Origin of the sequence: Sulfitobacter sp. 1A15258 (assembly GCF_043557045.1) — a bacterium.
GTDB lineage: Bacteria > Pseudomonadota > Alphaproteobacteria > Rhodobacterales > Rhodobacteraceae > Sulfitobacter > Sulfitobacter faviae.
Genome location: NZ_JBIFFK010000001.1, coordinates 749,173 through 767,566 on the forward strand (window position 1 = coordinate 749,173; position 18,394 = coordinate 767,566).

Annotated in this window: 22 protein-coding genes and 1 pseudogene; 3 read left to right on the forward strand and 20 right to left on the reverse strand. The window is 65.6% G+C overall.

Annotated elements, in window-relative coordinates:
• Positions 1-3 precede the first annotated feature (3 nt).
• The 4 genes from ACGYK9_RS03715 to ACGYK9_RS03730 form a co-directional block, all read right to left on the reverse strand.
• Entirely contained in the window at positions 4-1,461 is a 1,458-nt protein-coding gene (locus tag ACGYK9_RS03715; protein WP_394408720.1) for a phage portal protein, read from the reverse strand.
• Positions 1,462-1,523: 62 nt separating this feature from the next.
• Positions 1,524-1,745: a phage head-tail joining protein gene (locus ACGYK9_RS03720; RefSeq protein ID WP_394408723.1), complete on the reverse strand. Its 222-nt coding sequence runs from the start codon at positions 1,743-1,745 to the stop codon at positions 1,524-1,526.
• A complete protein-coding gene (locus ACGYK9_RS03725) occupies positions 1,736-3,649 on the reverse strand; it encodes a phage terminase large subunit family protein (RefSeq protein WP_394408979.1) in 1,914 nt (637 codons plus the stop codon). Before ACGYK9_RS03725 ends, ACGYK9_RS03720 begins: the two co-directional genes overlap by 10 nt.
• Entirely contained in the window at positions 3,564-4,160 is a 597-nt protein-coding gene (locus ACGYK9_RS03730) for a terminase small subunit, Nu1 (RefSeq protein WP_394408726.1), read from the reverse strand. The genes ACGYK9_RS03725 and ACGYK9_RS03730 overlap by 86 nt, the downstream gene beginning before the upstream one ends.
• A gap of 115 nt (positions 4,161-4,275) precedes the next feature.
• Between ACGYK9_RS03730 and ACGYK9_RS03735 the strand changes: the two genes are divergently transcribed.
• The 3 genes from ACGYK9_RS03735 to ACGYK9_RS03745 all read left to right on the forward strand — a co-directional run bounded on the left by ACGYK9_RS03735 (position 4,276) and on the right by ACGYK9_RS03745 (position 5,325).
• Positions 4,276-4,458, forward strand: a complete 183-nt coding sequence (locus ACGYK9_RS03735) for a hypothetical protein (RefSeq protein WP_374292961.1) — start codon at positions 4,276-4,278, stop codon at positions 4,456-4,458.
• 9 nt (positions 4,459-4,467) lie between these two features.
• Positions 4,468-4,719, forward strand: coding sequence for a hypothetical protein (locus tag ACGYK9_RS03740; protein WP_394422392.1), 252 nt, complete (start codon positions 4,468-4,470; stop codon positions 4,717-4,719).
• A gap of 93 nt (positions 4,720-4,812) precedes the next feature.
• Positions 4,813-5,325, forward strand: coding sequence for a DUF3489 domain-containing protein (locus ACGYK9_RS03745; RefSeq protein ID WP_394408732.1), 513 nt, complete (start codon positions 4,813-4,815; stop codon positions 5,323-5,325).
• An 81-nt stretch (positions 5,326-5,406) separates the two neighbouring features.
• Here the strand turns inward: ACGYK9_RS03745 and ACGYK9_RS03750 are convergent, their stop codons facing one another.
• From ACGYK9_RS03750 to ACGYK9_RS03825, 16 genes and pseudogenes are all read right to left on the reverse strand, one after another.
• Positions 5,407-5,760, reverse strand: a complete 354-nt coding sequence (locus ACGYK9_RS03750; protein ID WP_394408734.1) for an HNH endonuclease — start codon at positions 5,758-5,760, stop codon at positions 5,407-5,409.
• A gap of 225 nt (positions 5,761-5,985) precedes the next feature.
• Positions 5,986-6,195 carry a hypothetical protein gene (locus ACGYK9_RS03755; RefSeq protein WP_394408737.1) on the reverse strand — a complete coding sequence of 70 codons (210 nt, stop codon included), beginning with the start codon at positions 6,193-6,195 and terminating at the stop codon, positions 5,986-5,988.
• Entirely contained in the window at positions 6,192-6,674 is a 483-nt protein-coding gene (locus ACGYK9_RS03760; RefSeq protein ID WP_394408982.1) for a hypothetical protein, read from the reverse strand. The genes ACGYK9_RS03755 and ACGYK9_RS03760 overlap by 4 nt, the downstream gene beginning before the upstream one ends.
• A gap of 205 nt (positions 6,675-6,879) precedes the next feature.
• Positions 6,880-7,386 (reverse strand): annotated as a pseudogene (locus ACGYK9_RS03765) (DNA cytosine methyltransferase); the annotation flags it as partial.
• A gap of 3 nt (positions 7,387-7,389) precedes the next feature.
• Entirely contained in the window at positions 7,390-8,616 is a 1,227-nt protein-coding gene (locus tag ACGYK9_RS03770; RefSeq protein ID WP_394408740.1) for a DNA modification methylase, read from the reverse strand.
• A gap of 443 nt (positions 8,617-9,059) precedes the next feature.
• Positions 9,060-10,001 (reverse strand): hypothetical protein, encoded by a 942-nt coding sequence (locus ACGYK9_RS03775; protein WP_394408743.1) that lies wholly within the window; start codon positions 9,999-10,001, stop codon positions 9,060-9,062.
• Complete coding sequence (locus ACGYK9_RS03780; protein WP_394408746.1) at positions 9,998-10,669, reverse strand: hypothetical protein; 672 nt, start codon at positions 10,667-10,669, stop codon at positions 9,998-10,000. The genes ACGYK9_RS03775 and ACGYK9_RS03780 overlap by 4 nt, the downstream gene beginning before the upstream one ends.
• Before the next feature lie 161 nt (positions 10,670-10,830).
• Complete coding sequence (locus ACGYK9_RS03785; RefSeq protein WP_394408748.1) at positions 10,831-11,211, reverse strand: DUF6362 family protein; 381 nt, start codon at positions 11,209-11,211, stop codon at positions 10,831-10,833.
• Positions 11,204-11,401 (reverse strand): hypothetical protein, encoded by a 198-nt coding sequence (locus ACGYK9_RS03790; RefSeq protein WP_394408751.1) that lies wholly within the window; start codon positions 11,399-11,401, stop codon positions 11,204-11,206. Before ACGYK9_RS03790 ends, ACGYK9_RS03785 begins: the two co-directional genes overlap by 8 nt.
• Complete coding sequence (locus tag ACGYK9_RS03795) at positions 11,398-11,886, reverse strand: crossover junction endodeoxyribonuclease RuvC (RefSeq protein WP_394408754.1); 489 nt, start codon at positions 11,884-11,886, stop codon at positions 11,398-11,400. Before ACGYK9_RS03795 ends, ACGYK9_RS03790 begins: the two co-directional genes overlap by 4 nt.
• Positions 11,887-12,276: 390 nt before the next feature.
• On the reverse strand, positions 12,277-14,550 hold the full coding sequence (locus ACGYK9_RS03800) for a PriCT-2 domain-containing protein (RefSeq protein ID WP_394408757.1): 2,274 nt from the start codon (positions 14,548-14,550) through the stop codon (positions 12,277-12,279).
• The gene (locus ACGYK9_RS03805) at positions 14,550-14,774 is read right to left on the reverse strand and encodes a DUF6511 domain-containing protein (protein ID WP_394408760.1); all 225 of its coding nucleotides are present in this window, start codon (positions 14,772-14,774) and stop codon (positions 14,550-14,552) included. The genes ACGYK9_RS03800 and ACGYK9_RS03805 overlap by 1 nt, the downstream gene beginning before the upstream one ends.
• Positions 14,771-16,507: a DEAD/DEAH box helicase gene (locus ACGYK9_RS03810; RefSeq protein ID WP_394408763.1), complete on the reverse strand. Its 1,737-nt coding sequence runs from the start codon at positions 16,505-16,507 to the stop codon at positions 14,771-14,773. The genes ACGYK9_RS03805 and ACGYK9_RS03810 overlap by 4 nt, the downstream gene beginning before the upstream one ends.
• Positions 16,501-17,445 carry a PD-(D/E)XK nuclease family protein gene (locus tag ACGYK9_RS03815; protein ID WP_394408766.1) on the reverse strand — a complete coding sequence of 315 codons (945 nt, stop codon included), beginning with the start codon at positions 17,443-17,445 and terminating at the stop codon, positions 16,501-16,503. Before ACGYK9_RS03815 ends, ACGYK9_RS03810 begins: the two co-directional genes overlap by 7 nt.
• Positions 17,445-17,819 (reverse strand): hypothetical protein, encoded by a 375-nt coding sequence (locus tag ACGYK9_RS03820; protein WP_394408769.1) that lies wholly within the window; start codon positions 17,817-17,819, stop codon positions 17,445-17,447. Before ACGYK9_RS03820 ends, ACGYK9_RS03815 begins: the two co-directional genes overlap by 1 nt.
• Positions 17,820-17,883: 64 nt before the next feature.
• The gene (locus tag ACGYK9_RS03825) at positions 17,884-18,384 is read right to left on the reverse strand and encodes a DUF669 domain-containing protein (RefSeq protein ID WP_164612602.1); all 501 of its coding nucleotides are present in this window, start codon (positions 18,382-18,384) and stop codon (positions 17,884-17,886) included.
• Between the last annotated feature and the right edge of the window lie 10 nt (positions 18,385-18,394).

The window sequence follows — 18,394 nt, forward strand, 5'->3', positions numbered from 1 at the left end:
GGGTCAGTCCTGTTGGTCGGCCTGCGCCGGTGTGGTTTCCGGATCGGCGGGTGCTGTCGGGTCGCCCGCCTGCGCGCTGCCGGTCTTGGTGACGCGGCGCGGATCGCTGTCGAGCACGAGCCCGAGGTCGTCGAGCTTCGCGTTGGTAGCGGCGATTTCCGCCAGCACGGCGTCGGGGTTGCGGCCCTGCCGGGCGATGGCCTGTGCCAGCGTCATGGTGCCCGAACGGATCGCCAGAAGGTCCGCCATCGCATCCTTCTGCGGATCGACAGCCTCGAACTTCGGCGGCTGCCATTCGACCGGGACATCGGGTGTCGGGATTTGGCCCGCCGCCCAAGCGGCTTCCGTGAACCAGCGCCAGACCGGCGCGCAGAACATCGGGATGAAGAGCTGCCACTGCAAGGCGTCGATCTGGCGGCGGAACTCCACGAGCCCCGCCCGGATCGAGGAATAGTTCACCTGGGAGAGGTCCCCGGTCAGCAGCTCGTAGGGCACCCTAAACCCGGCCGAGATGGTGTGCAGGCTCGCTCGCTTGTACTCGCCATAGCCACCGGTGGCGGCAGGCTGGTTGAAGCGGATGTCCTTACCGCCACGGGCATAGGCAATCAGCCCCGGCTCGAACTGCTCCACCCGGTTGCCGTCGGCATCGACCACTGCGGGCGCGATGCCCTGCTGCGCCTCGTCATCGCCGAAGACGATGGCGGTGACGCAGGCCTCGGTCTTCTTGCGGACCAGTTCCGCCACCTCGTAATCGTCGAGATCGCGCAAGGACCGGATCACCGGCGCGCCCCAGGGAACACCGCGCGCCTGCGTGCGCTGCTTCTCGTAGACATGGGCGATCTCGGTCGCAGGGACCGGGCGCGATCCGAGCCCACCGTTCAGCGCACCCCACGCGTCACCCGGGTGCTCGGCATGGAGCCAGTAAGCCCGGCGCTTGCCGACCGGGTCGAATTCGATCCCCTGCACGAGCCGGCCCGCGCCGAGGGCACCGGATTTCGAGGCGTCTAGGAAGTCGGCCTCCAGCACCTGCAATTGCAGCGGCACCTGCAGACCGTCCGAGGATCGCCGCAGACGACGGCGCACCAGCACCTCGCCCGCCTCTACCATCTCGCGGCAGATCAGCGTCTGCAGCCCGTAGAAGTCGAGCTGGCCATCGGCGTCGCACTCTGCCGTCCAGCGCTCGAACAGATCATCGACCTTGCGGTCCAGCGTGTCTTCGCCGCTCGCGGCGCGCGGCATGATGCCCGCGCCGATGATGTTGTTGACCAGTACCGCCACGGCCTTGGCCGCATGTGGGTTGTTGCGCACGAGATCGCGCATCCGGTCGCGCAAGAGCGCCCCGGCGACGCCAACCTCGGTATCGGCCGATGTGCCCGGCGCGCGCCAGCCTTCGGTCCGCCGCCCTTTGGCCGCCCCGTCATAGCCGCGTGTCAGGGTCTCGAAGGCCTGACGAGCCAGCACGCGCCTAGCGGCGGCCCGAGGGGCGACGGAGGCTATGGCCCTGTCGAACCAGTTTGCCGACATCACCGGTCCCCGCGCGAGAAGCCCGCGAGCCCGGCGACCGACAGCGGTCGGCTGACGCCCGCAATGGCGCGCTCGATGGTACGGATGCGAGCCAGCAGATCCTCGGCCGAGCCATAGTCCACGGACTTGCCGTCATAGCTGACCCGGGTGGTACCGCTGGCATAGGCCCGGCGCAGAGCCGACAATTCGGTTTCCGTCCAATCCGTCATGTTCAAAACCATCCTTCCCGCCGCCCGAGCCAGTCGGAGCGGCGCTTGCCCTGCGGGGCTTGTCCCGACCGGTGAATTTGCCCGGCCGGATCGGTGTCACCGTAGGGCGCGGCCCCGAGCTGATCCTCGAGATCTCGCCATTTCTCCTCAGACCAGCGGTCCGCGCCCGCGATCCAAGCAGCGGCGCGGGCGTAGACCCGGCAATCCAGCGCCTCGTTGCGCTCGCGTAGCTTCTGCCATTCGAGCTTGGCGAAGCCGCGTTTCGTGCGGACGGTGACCAGTTGCTCGGCCACGACCTGCTTCAGCCACTCGCTTTCCACCCATGTTGGCAGGTGGATCGTGCCGGGCGGAAAGGCCGCGCCCTCGGCGCGTTCTTCCTCAGTCGGCCGTCCCAGCCGCAGAAAGCGGTAGGTCTCGGCCTTGAAGGTCGAGACCGCCACGGTCCACAGCCTCGCGCCGCGCCGCAGGCGTTTTCCGCCCTCGGTCGCGTCGACGAAGGTCGGCCCCGACACTGGGCTCGAGCGGTTGAAGCCCTCGACGCCCTTCACCGGGGAAACCTGTGCAAACCCGGCGTTGCGCGACCAGGAATAGACAGCCGGGGCCTCGTAGCCGGTGTCGATGGCGAGCCGCGCGATGCGCAAATGCGCGCCGCGTTCGTGCGGCCAGCTTCGATCCAGCAGCGCAGTCAGTTCCGACCACGCGTCATGCCGGTCCGGCCCGCCCTCGATTACGATGTGATCGACGAGCCAGCTTTCCAGCCCGCGACCCCAGGCCCAGACATCGATCTCAATCCGGTCCTTCTGCACGTCGGCACCGGCGGTGAGGAACAGCCCACCCGCGGGCACCGTGCCCGGTTTCCAAGCCTCGCGCCGGTCGTAGAGACGCTGCCAGTCCGGCGCTTCTCCGGTCTCGACCCAGGTCTCGCCCAGAGACGTGTTGACGAAGGTCTTCATCGTCTCGTCCCCGCCGGAGCGGGCCGAGAGAAAGGCCCGCACCATCGCCTCCAGTCTGACCCAAGGCGAGTAGATCTCGTTCAAGTGAAACCCCGCCACGCCCGCGAACGGCTGCTCCGCCACCCAATGCCCTTTTGAGACGGCCGACCAGCGGGTCTCGTCCCGCCACGCCGCATCGCAATCGGCGCAGTGGTAGCGCGCAGTTTCAGGCCGCTGGTCGCCTTGGGGCCCTCTGCTCCAGCGCACCTGTGTCCAGGTCAGCACCTGTTCCGCCCCGCAGTCCGGGCATGGCACCCAGAACCGGCGCTGGTCACTTTCCTCGAAGGCCGCCTCGATCCGGCTGGTGCCCTTGTTCGTGGGCGTCGAGACCAGCACGATCTTGCGGTTCCAGAAGGTCACCGTGCGTTTCCTGGCGAGGTTGACCGGATCACCCTCGGCGCCCGCGCTGAACGGGTAGCGGTCGACCTCGTCGCACAGCAGCAGGCGGATCGGGCGGCTGGCCAGACCCGAGGGTGCGTTCGCGCCGACGATGGTCAGATGCCCGCCCGGAAAGCGCTTGTGCAGGATCTTGTTGTTGCCGTCGCGCGAGCGCGGATTGGCGATCTTGCCTTGCAGGCAGGGCGTATCGCGGGCCATCGGCGAGAAGCGGTCCTTCGACCAGGTCTCCGCATCGCGCTCGGTCGGCATCACCACCATGATCGGCGCGGGATCCTGATCGATGTGATAGCCGCAGGCGTTGTTCAGCACCTCGGTCTTGCCGACCTGGGCGGAGGACATGATGACCACCGTCTCGGTCGAGGCGTCCGAGATCGCCTCCATGATCCCGCGCTGATATTCGGCGCGGCTCGTGCGCCATTGCCCGGGTTCGGCGCTGGCCTCAGAGCTCAGACGTCGGTTCTGATCCGCCCAATCGCTGATCGTCAGTTCCGGCGGCGGGCGCAGCACCTTCAGCGCCGTCTCCACCGTCCGCTTCAGGATCGGCGAGCCCGTCAATGTCAGCGCTGGCTTCGAGTTGGACATCTGGCTGCGCGAGATCATCGAGCACCTCGCGGATGGTCATTCGGATCAGGTTCCGGGTGTCTCCGACGGTTGATTGTTCAAAAACCTGCGGCGCCAGCCGGTCCGGCAGCGCGAGCAAGCGGGTGCGCAGAAGCGCCAGGACGGCGATCCAGGCGGCCTCGATCTCTTCGGCCGCGATCAGCGCGCCGCGCTTTTCCTCGGCCTCCATCTCGGCGAGATCAGCCCTTGCACGAATGAAGCGCGCCCGCTCGGCCGCGTAATCCGGCGCACCGGCCTGCGCCCTTGTGGCCTGATCGCGCAGGTAGCGGACATAGCCGCGCACCGAGCCGATCAGGTCGTATTGGCCGCGCTCCGCCTTCGGGATCACGCCCTCTCGGCTCAGCTGCTGAACCCGGCGCTCCGAGAGATCAAGGAGCCGCGCGATCACGCCGATGGGTTGCGTGGCTGACGACATGAGATGATCCGCGCGCTCCGATTAAAGCCCTGTAATTGCTGCGATTATACTGGATGATGTGCCCCGGCAGAGCGAAGCTGATCCTAAGAAAACGATGCACCCCACGGAGCCTGCCATGACCCTCGCCGAACGCTACAACCTTGAAGCCGCCCGCCTGCTTCCGCACATGGCCGCCGACCTTCAGGTCGATCCCGCAATCACCCGCGCGGCCGAGATCGACGAGATCGTCTTCCGGCGCGGCGAGTTTCTGGGCGGCATGGCCTGCGCGATCCTCGCGATGATCGAGCAGAAGAACTGAGGGGGCAGGATGATGACCGACCGCCACCAACTCCGCGCCGAAAAGGCCCGCCGGAACCAAGAAGCCGCACTGGCGGCCTTCATTGAAAAGAAGGCCGAGATCGACGCGATGCTCGCCCGCCTGCAGAGGCTGAGCGATGACCACTTCAACGCCCAGTCCGACGAGATCAACTGGGGCCACGTCAGCACCCTCGAACACTACACCAGCCTGTTGAAGCGCATAACCGACAGCGCGTTCGGCGAAGGCGAATTCGCAGACTGACCTCCGGAATCTGCGGACCTCTGCCGCGCGCGGGCGCGGCTTGGGGTCATAGAAGGATCGCGACGGACGCGACCCGAATATGGAGACGCCCCCATGACCCAGCTTTCCGATACTCAAGCCATCATCCTCAGCGCCGCCGCTCAGCGGCCCGAGCATATCGCCCTGCCGATGCCCGAGAGCCTGCGGGGTGGCGCCGCCGCAAAGGTGGTCGGCGCGATGCTCGCGAAGGGTCTGCTCGAAGAAGCCGAGGCGGACATGCGCAGGGGCGAGCCCGTCTGGCGTGAGACCGGCGACGGCCACGGCGTCACGCTGGTTGCCACCGACGCAGGCCTTGCCGCCATCGGCATCGCACCGGACACCGCCGCTGCCCCCGAACCCGCACCCAAGATGCGCACGCCGCGCGAAGGCACCAAGCAGGCTACGCTGATCGCTATGCTGCGCGCGCCGGACGGCGCGACCATCGAGGAGATCATGGCCGCGACCGGCTGGCAGTCGCACACGGTGCGCGGCGCGATGGCCGGGGCGCTGAAGAAGAAACTCGGGCTCGAGGTGACCTCGGAGAAGGTCGAGAACCGGGGGCGCGTGTACAAACTTCCAGTTGCCTAGAAAGATGCCCGTCGCCAGAGCCCGCCGCCCCACCCGGGGCGGCGCTATTTCTTGGTTTCGTCTCGCGACTCCGCTGCTCGCCTAGACCCTTGGCACCGATGTCTCAAATTGCGCTGCCAGCCATCGTCCCGCCGCCATGCGCTGCTGCACATGCGCGCGATGGGCTTCGGGCGACAGTGGCCGTTTTCGCCGGTGACGCGAGTTGTTGCAGAATAGGCAGGCGGCAACGATGTTGTCAGCGGTGTTTGCACCACCCTCGGAACGAGGATGGAGATGCTCGGCCGTGCATCGGAGGATTCTCGGCAATCCAGCCGCTTTGGAGGATACCGTCAGACAGGTATCCATGGCTTCATCCCACATGGGCAGGCCGCAGTAGAAACAGCGCCCCCCCTGTGCGAGCATCTTTTTACGACGCAGATTCTTCAGTGCTTTCATGGCACGGGTACTCCATTCGACTTCATGAGAAGCGAATGCGCGACGTCCCAATGGGACGCTCCCCGGCAGGAAGCTCTTGCTCGCGCGAGACCCGAGTTTTCGTGGTTCCGCAGGCCGGATAGCGAAACCTGATGGATTAACCTTCAGATCTGACCAGCCTCTGGCTTGATCAAGACGACAAGATCATCTTCGCTGATTGGAGAATAATAAGCTGCACGTTTAGCGTCAACGCCATCGTTCGAACACCCGCCGCAGGGCGAAGGAACGCGCTATCGACACGATGGTGAAGATGGCGCCCATCTTCAGGTTCTGCGCCAGCGTCGTGTGCAGCCCGAAGATCGGGAAGATCAGGATCTGCGTGAAGACCGCAACGCCGTAGCCGACGATCACGTTGGCGACGGACTCGACCAGCGACATGAGGCGGGACTGCTTCATGCCGCTGCTTCATCCATCGGCCAGCAGTTCAGCCGCGAGAGTTCGCAGCGCATGCGCCGCAACCAGCGGTACCACTCCATTTCCACAGAGGCGAAGCCGGTCCACCCGGTGGGCCAGCCCATCAGCGCCTCGACGAACAGCGGGTTCAAGGTCCGGCGCGGCTCGGAGGTATCGCTCCCAGCCATCGGCGTCACCAGGACCTGGCGGCCAAGCAGGCCGTTCACGGGCGTATTCGCCAGCGTCGTCGCCCCATCCTTGTGATCCCGCGCCGTCGGCGTCATCCACATCCCGGCCGCGTGGGTCAGGTCCGCAGTCCGCCGGTTGCCCGCGCTCGGCTTGCATCCGTCGTTCGCCATCGGCGTCGGCCAGTCCCGTGCCATCCGGTCCAGACCCTTCTCGTCGCGCCGCTCGCCACCCCGGCTCCGAAAGCTGTCGGTCTGCGGCGTCGGCCACATCGCAGCCGTCGTCGCAAGGTTCATCCCATGCTGCCCCGCTGCCTGCGACGGCGTCGGTTTCGTCTGCCGGTTCTCGTTGGGGCTGGCGCGGGGTGTTGGCCAGAGCCGCAGCAGTTCCGTCCGGTTCCCGCCACTCGAGCGGGTGCCAGAGCAGGCGCGCGGGGTCGGCCAGCTCGTCCCCGTCGCGGAGGGCGAGGATGAAGAGCCGCTCGCGCTTGTGCGGTGCGCCGACTTCCGCCGCCGTGAAGAGGCCTGCCGCAAGGCGGTAGCCCATGCCGACCAGTTCGCTGGCGACTTCGGGGAAGCCGAGGCGGAGATGATGGGCGACATTCTCGAGGAAGACAAAGGGCGGCTCGACCTGGCCGATGATGCGGGCGACCTGGGGCCAGAGGTGGCGCGGGTCGTCCGCGCCCCGACGCTTGCCCGCGACGGAGAACGGCTGGCACGGATAGCCCGCAGTGACGATGTCCACCGCGCCGCGCCATGGGCGGCCGTCGAAACTGGCAACATCGTCCCAGATAGGCGCGTGATCCAGGGCCGCGTCTTCCATCCGCGCCACGAGAGTGGCCGCGGCGAAGGTCTCCCGTTCGACATGGCCCACAGTTCGATACCCGGGCAAGGCGATGGTGAGCCCGAGGTCAATGCCCCCAGCGCCGGAGCAGAGCGACAGGCCGAAGAGGCGTGCGCCGCCTGTTCCGTCAGGCAGGCCTGCGGAAGGTAAAGCCAGGTCATCCATCCCTCAGCGGTCTTTGGTCTTGAGGTCGTCGTAGGGCGTTCCATCCCCGTCGAGGACGGCCTGTTGCCCGGTGAATTTCTGCCAGCGCTGGACGGCCACATCGACATAGGCCGGGTTCAGCTCGATACCGTGGCAGACGCGGCCCGTGGTCTCTGCCGCGATCAGCGTGGTGCCCGATCCCATGAAGGGCTCGTAGATCGCCTGACCCGGGCTCGAATTGTTGAGGATCGGCCGGCGCATGCATTCCACGGGCTTCTGGGTGCCGTGGACGGTCTTTTCGTCCTGGTCCTTGCCCGAGATGTGCCAGAGCGTCGTCTGCTTGCGGTCGCCCGCCCAATGGCCCTTGCCGGACTTTCGGACGGCATACCAGGCGGGCTCGTGTTGCCAGTGATAATCGCCCCGGCTCAGAACCAGCCGCTCCTTGGCCCAGATGATCTGGGACCGGATCGTGAAGCCCGCGACTTCGAGGCTTTCGGCCACGGTCGCCGCGTGCAGCGCGCCGTGCCAGACATAGGCGACATCGCCGGGGAACAGCGCCCAGGCCTCGCGCCAATCGGCCCGATCATCGTTCAACACCTTGCCGGTGCGCTTGGTCTTGGCCGCCCCAGCCTGGTTGCGCCAGCCCGGGTCGTATTCCACGCCGTAGGGCGGATCGGTGACCATCAGGAGCGGCTTCACCGGGCCAAGCAGCCGCTCAACATCGGTGGCGACCGTGCTGTCACCACAGAGAAGCCGGTGGTGCCCCAGGGCCCAGAGATCGCCGGGACGGCTGATCGGCTCCTCCGGCGTTTCCGGGATCTCGTCTTCGCCTTCCTGCGGACCGGTGCCCGCATCGAGGCTCGACATCAGCGCGTTCACCTCGTCCTCGGTGAAGCCGGTCAGGCCGAGGTCGAAATCCGCCTCCAGCAGGTCCGCCAGTTCGAGGTTCAAGAGGTCCTTGTCCCATTCGGCATTCTCGCCGGAGCGGTTGTCCATGATCCGGAAAGCGCGGGCCTGGGACGCGGTCAGCCCCTTGGCGACATGCACCGGCGCAGTCTTGAAGCCGAGCTTGCGCGCAGCCTCCAGCCGGGTGTGCCCGGCCAGAACTACCATCGCCTCGTCCACGACGATTGGTTGACGCCAGCCGAACTCCTGGATCGAGGCCGCGACCGTGGCGATGGCCTGCTCGTTGCGCCGGGGGTTGCGCGCATAGGGAATGATCTGCTCGAGCGGCAGGTCGACGACGTCCATGGGAATGTCCTTGGGGTGCCGGGCGGCGAAATGGGGGCGTGAACCGAAATGCCCCCGTGGGGCCGTTTCGGTTCAGGCATGGGGTGTCGGGCCGTCAGGCCCTTCGCGTGTTGCCGCGTGGGCCTAAGCGAAACGAAACGGCTATTTTCAGGGGCGTCACTGGGAAACCCTCGCGCTTCGCCCGCCCGCATAGGATGGACGCCGGGAAGGACCCGCCGATTTCAGGGAAATGCGCTCCGCTGCGGCCCTGCTGTCGCGGGTCCGCGCGAACGGAGACGGGGAGAGCCGTCTTCCGACGCACTCTCCCCATCATATCCTTCAGATAGCATGGATCTGTTGCAGCTGTCGAAGATCAAAGTGTTGCAACACTTCATGCAACCGCAGCATTGCCGAGGCCAAGATCACAAAACAGGTTGGTGATTTCAGCGGCGATCCCCAAAAACCTAACTCGGCGCCAAGAGCAGATACGGCTCGGTCTCCTCTTGTTCAATGCGCTCAATGTATTCTCGGCCGTTAATCTCGTGCGCTATCAATGTGCGCGCGAGACTTGGTTGAGAAGCGATGCGCAATCGAACTTCTGAGAAGTCCTGGGATATTCCCAGTGCAGTTTTCTGATCGCCGTCGACTCGGCCGACCATCAGGTCGCGTGGCATCAAAAAAGCGAGGTTCTGGAGTTTGACGCATTGGTGCCGCGCCCTCAATTCAGCCGCCTCTTTCATATCGAGCCAAAGAAGTGATTTAATCTGCGCGCCCCCACATAGGGCTAAACTCGCCAAAAGGGCTCGCACCAACCCAGCATCCACCCGAGCTTCTATTACAACCTCTGCGAGACCACTGTGCAGTTCGTCAAAGACGTAACTCATCTTCTCTTCGACCGCTGTGATGACCTCTTTTGCGTCAGGCCTAACCTCGGCTTCTTGCAGACGTTCCAGCGCCGTCCGCACGGTCACAATCTTGGATCGGAGGTTCATTTCGCGCCATTTCGATGGCAACCCAGCGACAGAGGCCTCAATGCCACCAAGCGACTTATCTACTTGGTCGAGTCGCCTCAAGATCATGGCGGTGCTTGCAGCCGTAACGCCGATACCAACAACAGATGATGCCAAAGCCGCGATTTGCAGCGTCTGCATCGTCCCCATCATAGCCTGCATCGCGTTAAGCTTGTGAGAGATCGCGGCATTCTGTGCTATCCCGATCAAGCCCGTGGCACCTGTCGGATCGAATGAAAGCCCAGTCTGAAGAGCTTTTTGCAATGCCCCAGTCTCTTGAAGGTGGGCAACAATCCGACCGGTTGCAGAGTCTCTGAGCACAGCGCCGCTGCGGATGATATCACCTGCAAGATGGGCGGCTTGAAACTGGAGGGGAATATCGAATGGGATACTCATTTGACCATCTCCATCCTCTTTAACGCGACGCCCTGCAATTCATTGAAAAGTACATGCTTGAGAGAAACTAACTTTGCATCGGCTGCCTCGCCAACGACGCGCGTGGTAATGGCGTCGTGCAAAGATGTTTTCAGCTTTGACTTCAGCTGCGATATTGCCTTCGAGCGGATGCCGGGCCCCGCAGCCAATAGAGCTGCGCTTCCCGCCAATGCGACAACAGCAGCCGGTATCAATGCCCCACCGCCCAAGGTAAGCCCGAGTACCGCGGTTCCGGCGGTCGTCAGTCCTCCCGCAAAAAACGGTATTCCAGCAACAGGAGCGGCGGACGCAGCGATTGCTGCACCGGCTGTCGCCATCTCGCCGTATGACCATTTCTGATAGGCGTCTTTACCCTCGACCTCCCCAGCCGACGCCCGAAAAGACTTGTCGAGCTCATGCGTCAGTTCTTTATACGTTCGCTCTATCCAGTCCGCGACAAGGGGTTCAACCTTCTCGGCGACGAACTTGCCTCGCTTCAGAAAATCTGCGGCTGACATGCCATCAATGACTTTGTCCACGCTATAAAACAACGCCGGCAGACGGTCAGGCAGAATCTGAGCGATTTTTTCACGCTCTCCTTCCCACCAATCCAGAATTTCAGCTTGGACAACTTCCGTTGGCAATTGCATGATATTCATCCGTTACGCTGCACGAAGGATATCAGTAGACTTTCTCGAGCTTCGCAAGTCGATTTTCCTCCGACAAACAGGTACTTCCCGAGCGCGGCGCCGTGGAAGGCAGTACGAGTTGGTTCGGGTGGCATCCTACGAGACCGCCCGAGCCAAGTATTTCAGCGCGCATTCAGCCGCGCGGCGATCTTGGTGAGCGCGAGCTTGTGCTGGCGCCATGCGGTGCTGCGGTCGACGCCCAGCTCATGGGTGATCTGCTTCCACGGCCGCCGGGCAGCACGCCACCAGATCAGGCGGCGTTCACTCTCGCCGAGCCAGAGCACCCAGTCGAAGGTCTGCTCGAGCCGCGAGATCGCGGCGGCCGAGGGCCAGACCCGCATCGGTTCGGGCTCCATGGCGAGGATCTCGCGCTCGGTGCGGATGACCTGTGGCCAGGCGTTGAAATAGCCCTGCACCTTCACGGGCGGCAGCTTGCGCAGGGTGCGGAACGCCTCCTCGAAATGATCGGCGACGTCCTCGGCGGTCCAGATGTGCTCAGCCATGGCGCAGATCCTCGACTGGGCGCGGACCATAGAGCCGCGTGCCCAACTGCTCGACGAGTTCACGCTCGGGCCAGGTCAGGCGCTGATCATGCACGCTGACGGCCAACACGCCCTGTTCGCGCCAGCCGTCGCGCTTCACCTCATCGGGCGAGCGTCGCTGCCCGCCATAGCCCTTGGGGTGGAACCTCATGCCGCACCTCCCCGGGCCTCGAGGGCCCAGAGCAGGATGGCGATGGCATCGGCCTCGTTGTCGTCTTCGGGGCTGAAGCCCTTCGCGCGGGCAGCATCGATCATGGCCTGTTTGGGCGCGTTGCCCTTGCCGGTAGCGTGGCGCTTGATCGTACCCACCGGCACGCCCTCGTAGGGGATGCCCCGCAACTCGCCCCAGCTGGTGAGCGAGGCCATCAGCCCGCCATAGACATGGGCCGCGTCGGTTCCGGCGTGGCGGCGGACCTCCTCGAACCAGATCGCGGCGATCGGACCGGACAGGCGGTCCAGTTCGGTCAGCCAGTTGGTGAAGCGCAGATAGCGCATGCCACCGCCATCGTAGCGGCCGGGCCTGAAGCTGGCGGTGCCGCTGGTCATCAGCCCGTCTTGGCTGCGCAAGGCCCAGCCGGTGGTGGTGCCAAGATCGAGCGCAAGGATGCAGCGCGGGTGTTCGTTGGATTGGGTCATGAGAGACCTCCTCTTCGCGTTTGTGAGCGAGGCGAGCGGGCTGGCCGGTGAAGGCTGCGGTCTCGCCAGGCCCCGAAGGGTGGTCTGGTCAGTTCATGGGCTGGGCAGCTGGGCCGCCCGGCAAATCCTTCAGAACCTTCAGAGGGGCGCCTTGAAAGATTTCCGCCCCTAAGTGGTTGTCCTGTATGTGTAATATACAATCTTTCAATTATTCAATATTTCAATAGGTACCTTTCTCTCTCTTTTAGAACGCGCGTGCACGCGTATAGGGGAAAGGGATCCACTTGAAAGATTGAAGGATTTGAAAGATCCGGTTTTTCCCTTTCGTTTCTGCTGCTTGTCGGCATTTCGGCTTCAAGGGCCGCTTCAGGCGGATTGAAGGATCTCCGGTCACCCGCCCCACCGCGCCATCCGGTAGACCATGGCCTGCTTGGTCGAGGAGCCGCGCATGCCCGTCGTGATGTCGCCGCTCTCGATCAGCGTCAGCAGGATTTCGTCGCGGTCGCGCGATTTCAGCCATTGGGAGGCCCGGGTGATCTCGGATTTGGTGATCCCCTTCGGCCCGGCGGCGCGGACGATCTCCTTCAGGCGCTTCAGATGCGCTTCGGTCTCGGTGTCTGCCACATGGCGCTCGACCGCCTCCATGGTGCGCCGCGCGTAATGGCGCACGAAGCCGATGGCCCAGTCCGCCGCGGTGATGTCGATCTCGGGGCGCACCGGATCGCGCCCGACAGCGACGATCAGCGCCAGCTTCAGCGCGTTCTCTCCGATGCGGGCGAGGATGGCGGTAAAGGCGGTGCCGGCCGCTGCCCGCAGTTCCTCGGTCAGGGCGTCGCTGAGATCGGCGAACCGGGCGCGCGCCGCGTCCGACATCGGCACGGTAATCGGGTTCACGGCGGTGTTCTGATCGGCGGTCTTGCCGGTCAGGTTGCCCTTCACGGCCCCACCGCCTTTCGCGACCAGCTGGAGCGCATGGATCAGCGCGGGCGGCGCCTGCCGGATGCCCACGGCGAGGTTCTCGTCGGGATAGTCCTCATCGCTCGGCAGGATCAGAAAACGCGCGAGCGAGCCGTCGACCACATTCGCGCCCTGCAGCGCGCCCCAGAAATGCAGCGGCGTCGTGGTGCCATAGACGCAAAGGCACGGCTGGTTGATGTCGCGCCGCTCATTGGTGCCGTCGCGGTTCGCATATTCTGCCCCGAGGAAGATCCCGCCTGCCGCCGTAAACAGCTCGGTCATGTTGTCGAGGATCTCGGTGATATGACGCGGGCTGCGCTTGCGGTCGGCGGCGGCCGACAGGAACATCCCGAATTCGTCGATCTGAAACAGGATCGCGGGTTGGCGATGGAGCGCAGTCAAGAGCCCCGCGCCGGAGGCGATCTTGTTGCCGCCGAGATGGTGGGCGAGACCCGCCTCGAAGAAGACCTCGTTGATGATCTCGCGGGCGTGGTTCTTGCCCGAGCCGCTGTCAGCAATCCCCACGACATAGAGGTTCGAGCGCAGGTTGCTGGTCGTGCGGTACCGCCGCCCCATCAGCGCGCCGATGGCGCAGAGGCTGGCCCCAAGCGACAGAAGCGGTTGCGGGCGGCGGGCGGTGGCGAGCATATAGCCGGTCAGCTCGCCGACGAGACCGTCGGGGATGGTTAGGCTGAAGGCGGGATTTTCCGGGTCGGCGACGGTGGGCGCGCTCCCCTCCAGCCGGGCCAGCAGATCGGCGGCCGGATGCGGGCCGTCCGGATCGAGGCTGCCATCGAGGCGCAAGGCGGCGTCGGGCTGCCAGCCACGCTCCATGGCGAGGTGGTAGATCGTGCCCGCGCCGATCCTGTCGGGCTTGAAGCTCGCCCAGGCGCGAGCCGTTGTCGCGGGCACATCCTTGGCGGCCTGGGCCGACCAGGTGGCAAAGACATCGCCGCCCTCATCGCCAAGCGCACCTTTCAACGCCATGCCGATGCGCATCCAGCTGTCGTAGTCGAGCTCGTCATTCGGCAGCCTGTCGAGCGCCGACCGGATGGCGGGCAAGGTGCCGATCTGCCCGTGGTTTCGCAGATATGTGGCCGGTGCTGCCGAGCGCAGCCCGCGCTGGCGTAGGGCCTCGGGCAAGATCGCATTGGCCTCGTCGAGAAAGGCCGCCGCCGCTTCCGCAGTGATTTCCGGAAGGTCGCTGATATCGAGATCGGCCAGACCCTCGTCGGGCCAGACATAGGGCGCGCCGGTATCGGGGTGATCGGCATAGGCCAGAAACTGCTGCCCGAGGCAGAGCACCTCGAGCGGATGGCGCTTGATGCCCCGAAACGGTGCGGCCGTGCGGTAGACCAGCATGCGCTTCGGGGCGCGGCCGATGCGCAACGCGGGCGTGTCGCCGAGGCGCGCCCGGGCCAGCGCCTCGATCTGCAATGCCAGTTCGGCGACCGCCGCGATATCGATATCGACCGCTGCCACCGCACCGCCGACGATGCCGATGCCGCAATCGGGCCAGGCAGCCCAAGTCGCGACCTCGACCTCCGTGGTCGGGCGTTCGGCATGGCGGTTCCATTCCGGGTAATCGGCCCAGCCGCCGCGCTGGAACCGGCCGGGCTTCTTGGTGCCCGGGCCGATCGGCAGGATGGCATAGCCATTGGTGACGAGCCGCGCGCCGAAGCGCGCCATCCAGGACGTGTCGGCCATCAGAACGGCACCTCCGGCGCCATCGCGTCGAGCCGGTTGCGATCCTTCGCAGCCAGCGCGCGCAGGTGGTCGCAATAGCCGGTCACAACCGCATCGAGAAACCGGACCCATTCCTCCTCGGACAGGGTCGCGAGGTCGGACTTGCCGAGAGATTCCAGATATTCGCCGCCCATCTGGCCGCCCGTGGCCATGGCCTCGGTCTCGTTCGGGGTCGGATCGATCATGCCCTTCCTCCCATGGCAGAGGTCTTGGCAGGCGCGGCTGCAGAGCCGCTTCCGGCTGGCGTCACGCCGCGGGTCGGTGCGGCGGAACCCCGGTTCGAACCAGCCAAAGCCGCGAGGTTCCCGGTGGCAGACGGCGCAGAGGCCGGAGTCGGATGGGCGCATGGGGCGAACCTGTAACCGGAGATTTCAAGATAACGGCCCGAAGGACGGACCGAGATGTCGCTGGGACACGCAAGGCGGCTCGTCTGCGCGAGGGCCTCGGCCACGCTCAGCGGCACGGGGCAGCCGGGCGCGCGCTTGCGCCACCACTCGGCCGCCTTCTGGCGGGCATAGCCCTGATGCTCGAGGCATACCCATTCGCTGTAGGTGGCAAGGCCGCAGCTATAGGTCACCTTGAGCGACGGACGCCCGCCCGCCTTGTCGTGGCGGCTGTAGGAAACGCCCGTGATCGGAAGCCATCGTTGCTTTGGCGAAAGCACCGGCAGCGTGGCGGCCGTGGGGGCGATCTTCACCTCGCGCGCCGGGAAGACATAGCCGCAATCCGGGCATTCCGTCGCCGAGAGCGCGATGATGCTGTCACAGTCCGGGCAGACCTTGGTCGGCGCCTCGCCCCCACCGCCATCACCGGGGCGTTTGGGGCGCACCAAGTCGATCGGCCCGTGGCGGCGGACATTGCCGGCGAAGTCCAGCACCAGGCAGTTTTCCTTGCCCGGCGCAAGGCGGGTGCCGCGCCCGACCATCTGCACATAGAGCCCGGCCGATTGCGTGGGACGCAGGAGCGCGATCAGGTCGACCCCCGGCGCGTTGAAGCCGGTGGTCAGCACGCCCATCGAGGCGAGCGCCCGGATTTCGCCGCGCTTGAAGGCGGCAAGGATCGCATCGCGTTCGTCCTTCGGCGTGTCGCCGAAGATCGTGCGGCAGCTGATACCCTGGCGGCCGAATTCCTCCGCCACATGACGCGCATGCTCGACGCCCGAACAGAAGGCCAGCCAGGATTTGCGGTCGCGGCCATGCGCGATGATCTCGGCCACGGCCGCGCGGGTGATGGCGTCCTGGTCGACCGCCGCCGCCAGATCGCGCGCAATGAAGTCGCCCGCGCGGGTGCCCACCTTCGAGACGTCGAGCCGAGTGGCGGGTTGTTTCGAGACCAGAGGGCTCAGATACCCCGCATCGATCAGCTCGCGGACCGGTGCCTCATAGGCGATGTCGGTGAAGAGCGCATTCCGCCCCTCGTGCAGCATCCCGCAGTCGAGCCGGAACGGCGTGGCGGTCAGCCCGATCACCTTGAGCGCCGGATTGATCGCCTTCAGCGCGTCGAGGAATCGCCGATACATCGTGCTCGACTTGCCGGGGATCAGATGCGCCTCGTCGATCAGCACCAGATCGGTGTGGCCGATCTCGGTCGCGCGGCGGTGGATGGACTGGATGCCCGCGAAAAGGATCCGCGCCTGAGCCTCGCGCTTGCCGAGACCCGCCGAATAGATGCCCGCCGGGGCATCGGGCCAGAGGCCAATCATCTCGGCATGGTTCTGGGCGATCAATTCCCGGACATGGGTCACGATCAGGATGCGCTGGTCGGGCCAGGCCTTCAGCACGCCTTCGATGAAGGAGGCCATGACGAGCGACTTGCCGCCCGCGGTCGGAATGACCACCAGCGGATTGCCGGTGTGGGTCTGGAAATAGCCGTAGATCGCGGTGATCGCGGCCTGTTGATAGGGGCGCAGGGTCAGCATGGCGCAGCCTCCGGGGAACGGGCGTCGTTGGTCCAGGTCGAGCCATCGGCCATGCGGTAGGTGACGACATCGTCGCCCGCATCGATGACCCCGCCCGGGATGAGATCGGGGATGAAGAGATGGCGGTCGCAGGCGGCGCGTTGCTCGGTAGGCGCCAGCATCCGGTCGTGACGCGCACAGTGCCAACCGCCATCGACAGGCGTCGCATGCAGGCAGGACCGGCAGGTCACCGCCGCGCCACCGCCGTCATGGCAGGCCGCATGGTGATCGCAGAACCGGCATTCGAACCAGGCCGGATCTTCGCTGATCCGCGCGGGCGGATGCTGGGCGAAGATGATGCGGCCCGCCGTTTCCAGCAGGCGCTCGGCCATGGCGCGGTCCGCCTCGATGCGCTCGACATGCAGCGCGTCGGTGTCCTTGCAGACCGCCACGTAAAGAGCGCGCGTGATGCCCGTCAGGTGCATGTAGATCTGCATCTGCGCGGCGTGCTGGGGCTTGGCCAGAACGACGCCCTTGGCGACCAACTCGTTGAAGCTCTTAACCGAATGGGTCTTGAACTCCAGCACATGCCAGGTCTTCGGCACCTCAAGGAGCCCAAGGGCCACGCCGTCGAGCGAGCCACCAAAATGACCGCCATGGGCTTCGACCCGGAACTGGCGGCCGGTCTCGGGATCGACCTCGAGCACGGTCGCCCCGGTGGCACGCAGGTTGCGCACGAGCCGGTCCTCTTCCAGCTGGCCCGTCTCGAAGAGGCGCAGCAGGCGGCCGGAATGGCGCGCGGGCGTGATCCAGCGGAAATCATACCAAAGCGCCCGGGCGCAGGATTTACCGATGATCGACGCCCCGAGGTGGTCACGGAAACCATCGCCCTGCCGGGCCTCATAGTCCGCATAGATCGCCGTCAGTGTCGGCGTGGGGGCTTCGGGAAGCTCTGCCATCACAGGCCCTCCCGTGCGCTGCGGGCCTGCGCCTCGGCCAGAATGCCATCCCAGGTCTCGGGGTCATGGCGTTCGCGCAGGATGCCGATCAGCGCGTCCTTGAGCTTTTCGCGGCGACGGCGGCCGGTGCCTTTGGCCAAGAGCTCCGCGCGCTCGCGACACAGGTGGCGCAGGGCCGTGCGGGCACGGTGGAACCAGTCCGGGTCGATCGGCTTCTGGCCGCGCTGGCGGGCCAGATCGGCCGTCGCGATCTGCGTGCGGATCTTGGCGATGGCATCGTCGAGCTCGATCAGCCGCCGCTGGTCGTCAGGCAAGCCGGGGCTGTTCACGGCCCCAAGGTTTCCCTCGGCGGCCGCGTTGATCATGTCAGTCATGGGAATTTCCTCAGATGGGGTTGCGCGCTGCCCCGTCAGTCAGGGCGCAGGGCAGTGCGAAGGCTCAGCCCTTCTTGTTCCAGGGCGCGGAGGCCATTTTCGGCGGCACCGAAGAACCGGCCGGATCGGGCGCAGGCTTCGCCGGACGGGCGGCCGGGGCCGAACCCCGCTCGGGCGGCAGGTAGGCAATCGCGTTGCTCTCGCCATAGCCGTTCTTCGGCGGCCGGATCTTCACCTGGATCGTCATCGGGATCAGGTGCAGCTCCTCGCTGTCGCTGACATGCATCCGGCCCGTGGCGTGGCAGATCGCCGAGAGCGTGCGCTGCGCGATTTCCACCGTGGTCGGGTTCGGGTTCACCAGGTTCAGCTGATCGAAGATCTTCCGGCCCTTGTGCTCGCCCTCGAGGATGTCGAGCATCAGCCAAAGGAACTGGCCCATGCCGTTCTTCGTGACGCGCATCTCGCTCTCGACGATCTGGGCGCGGTATTTGCCTGCGGGCAGCAGCTCGTAGGCGGTGGTGGGCTCGACGCTGGTGGCGTCGAAGGACGTGTCGAAACGTGCCATGGTCTTGTCC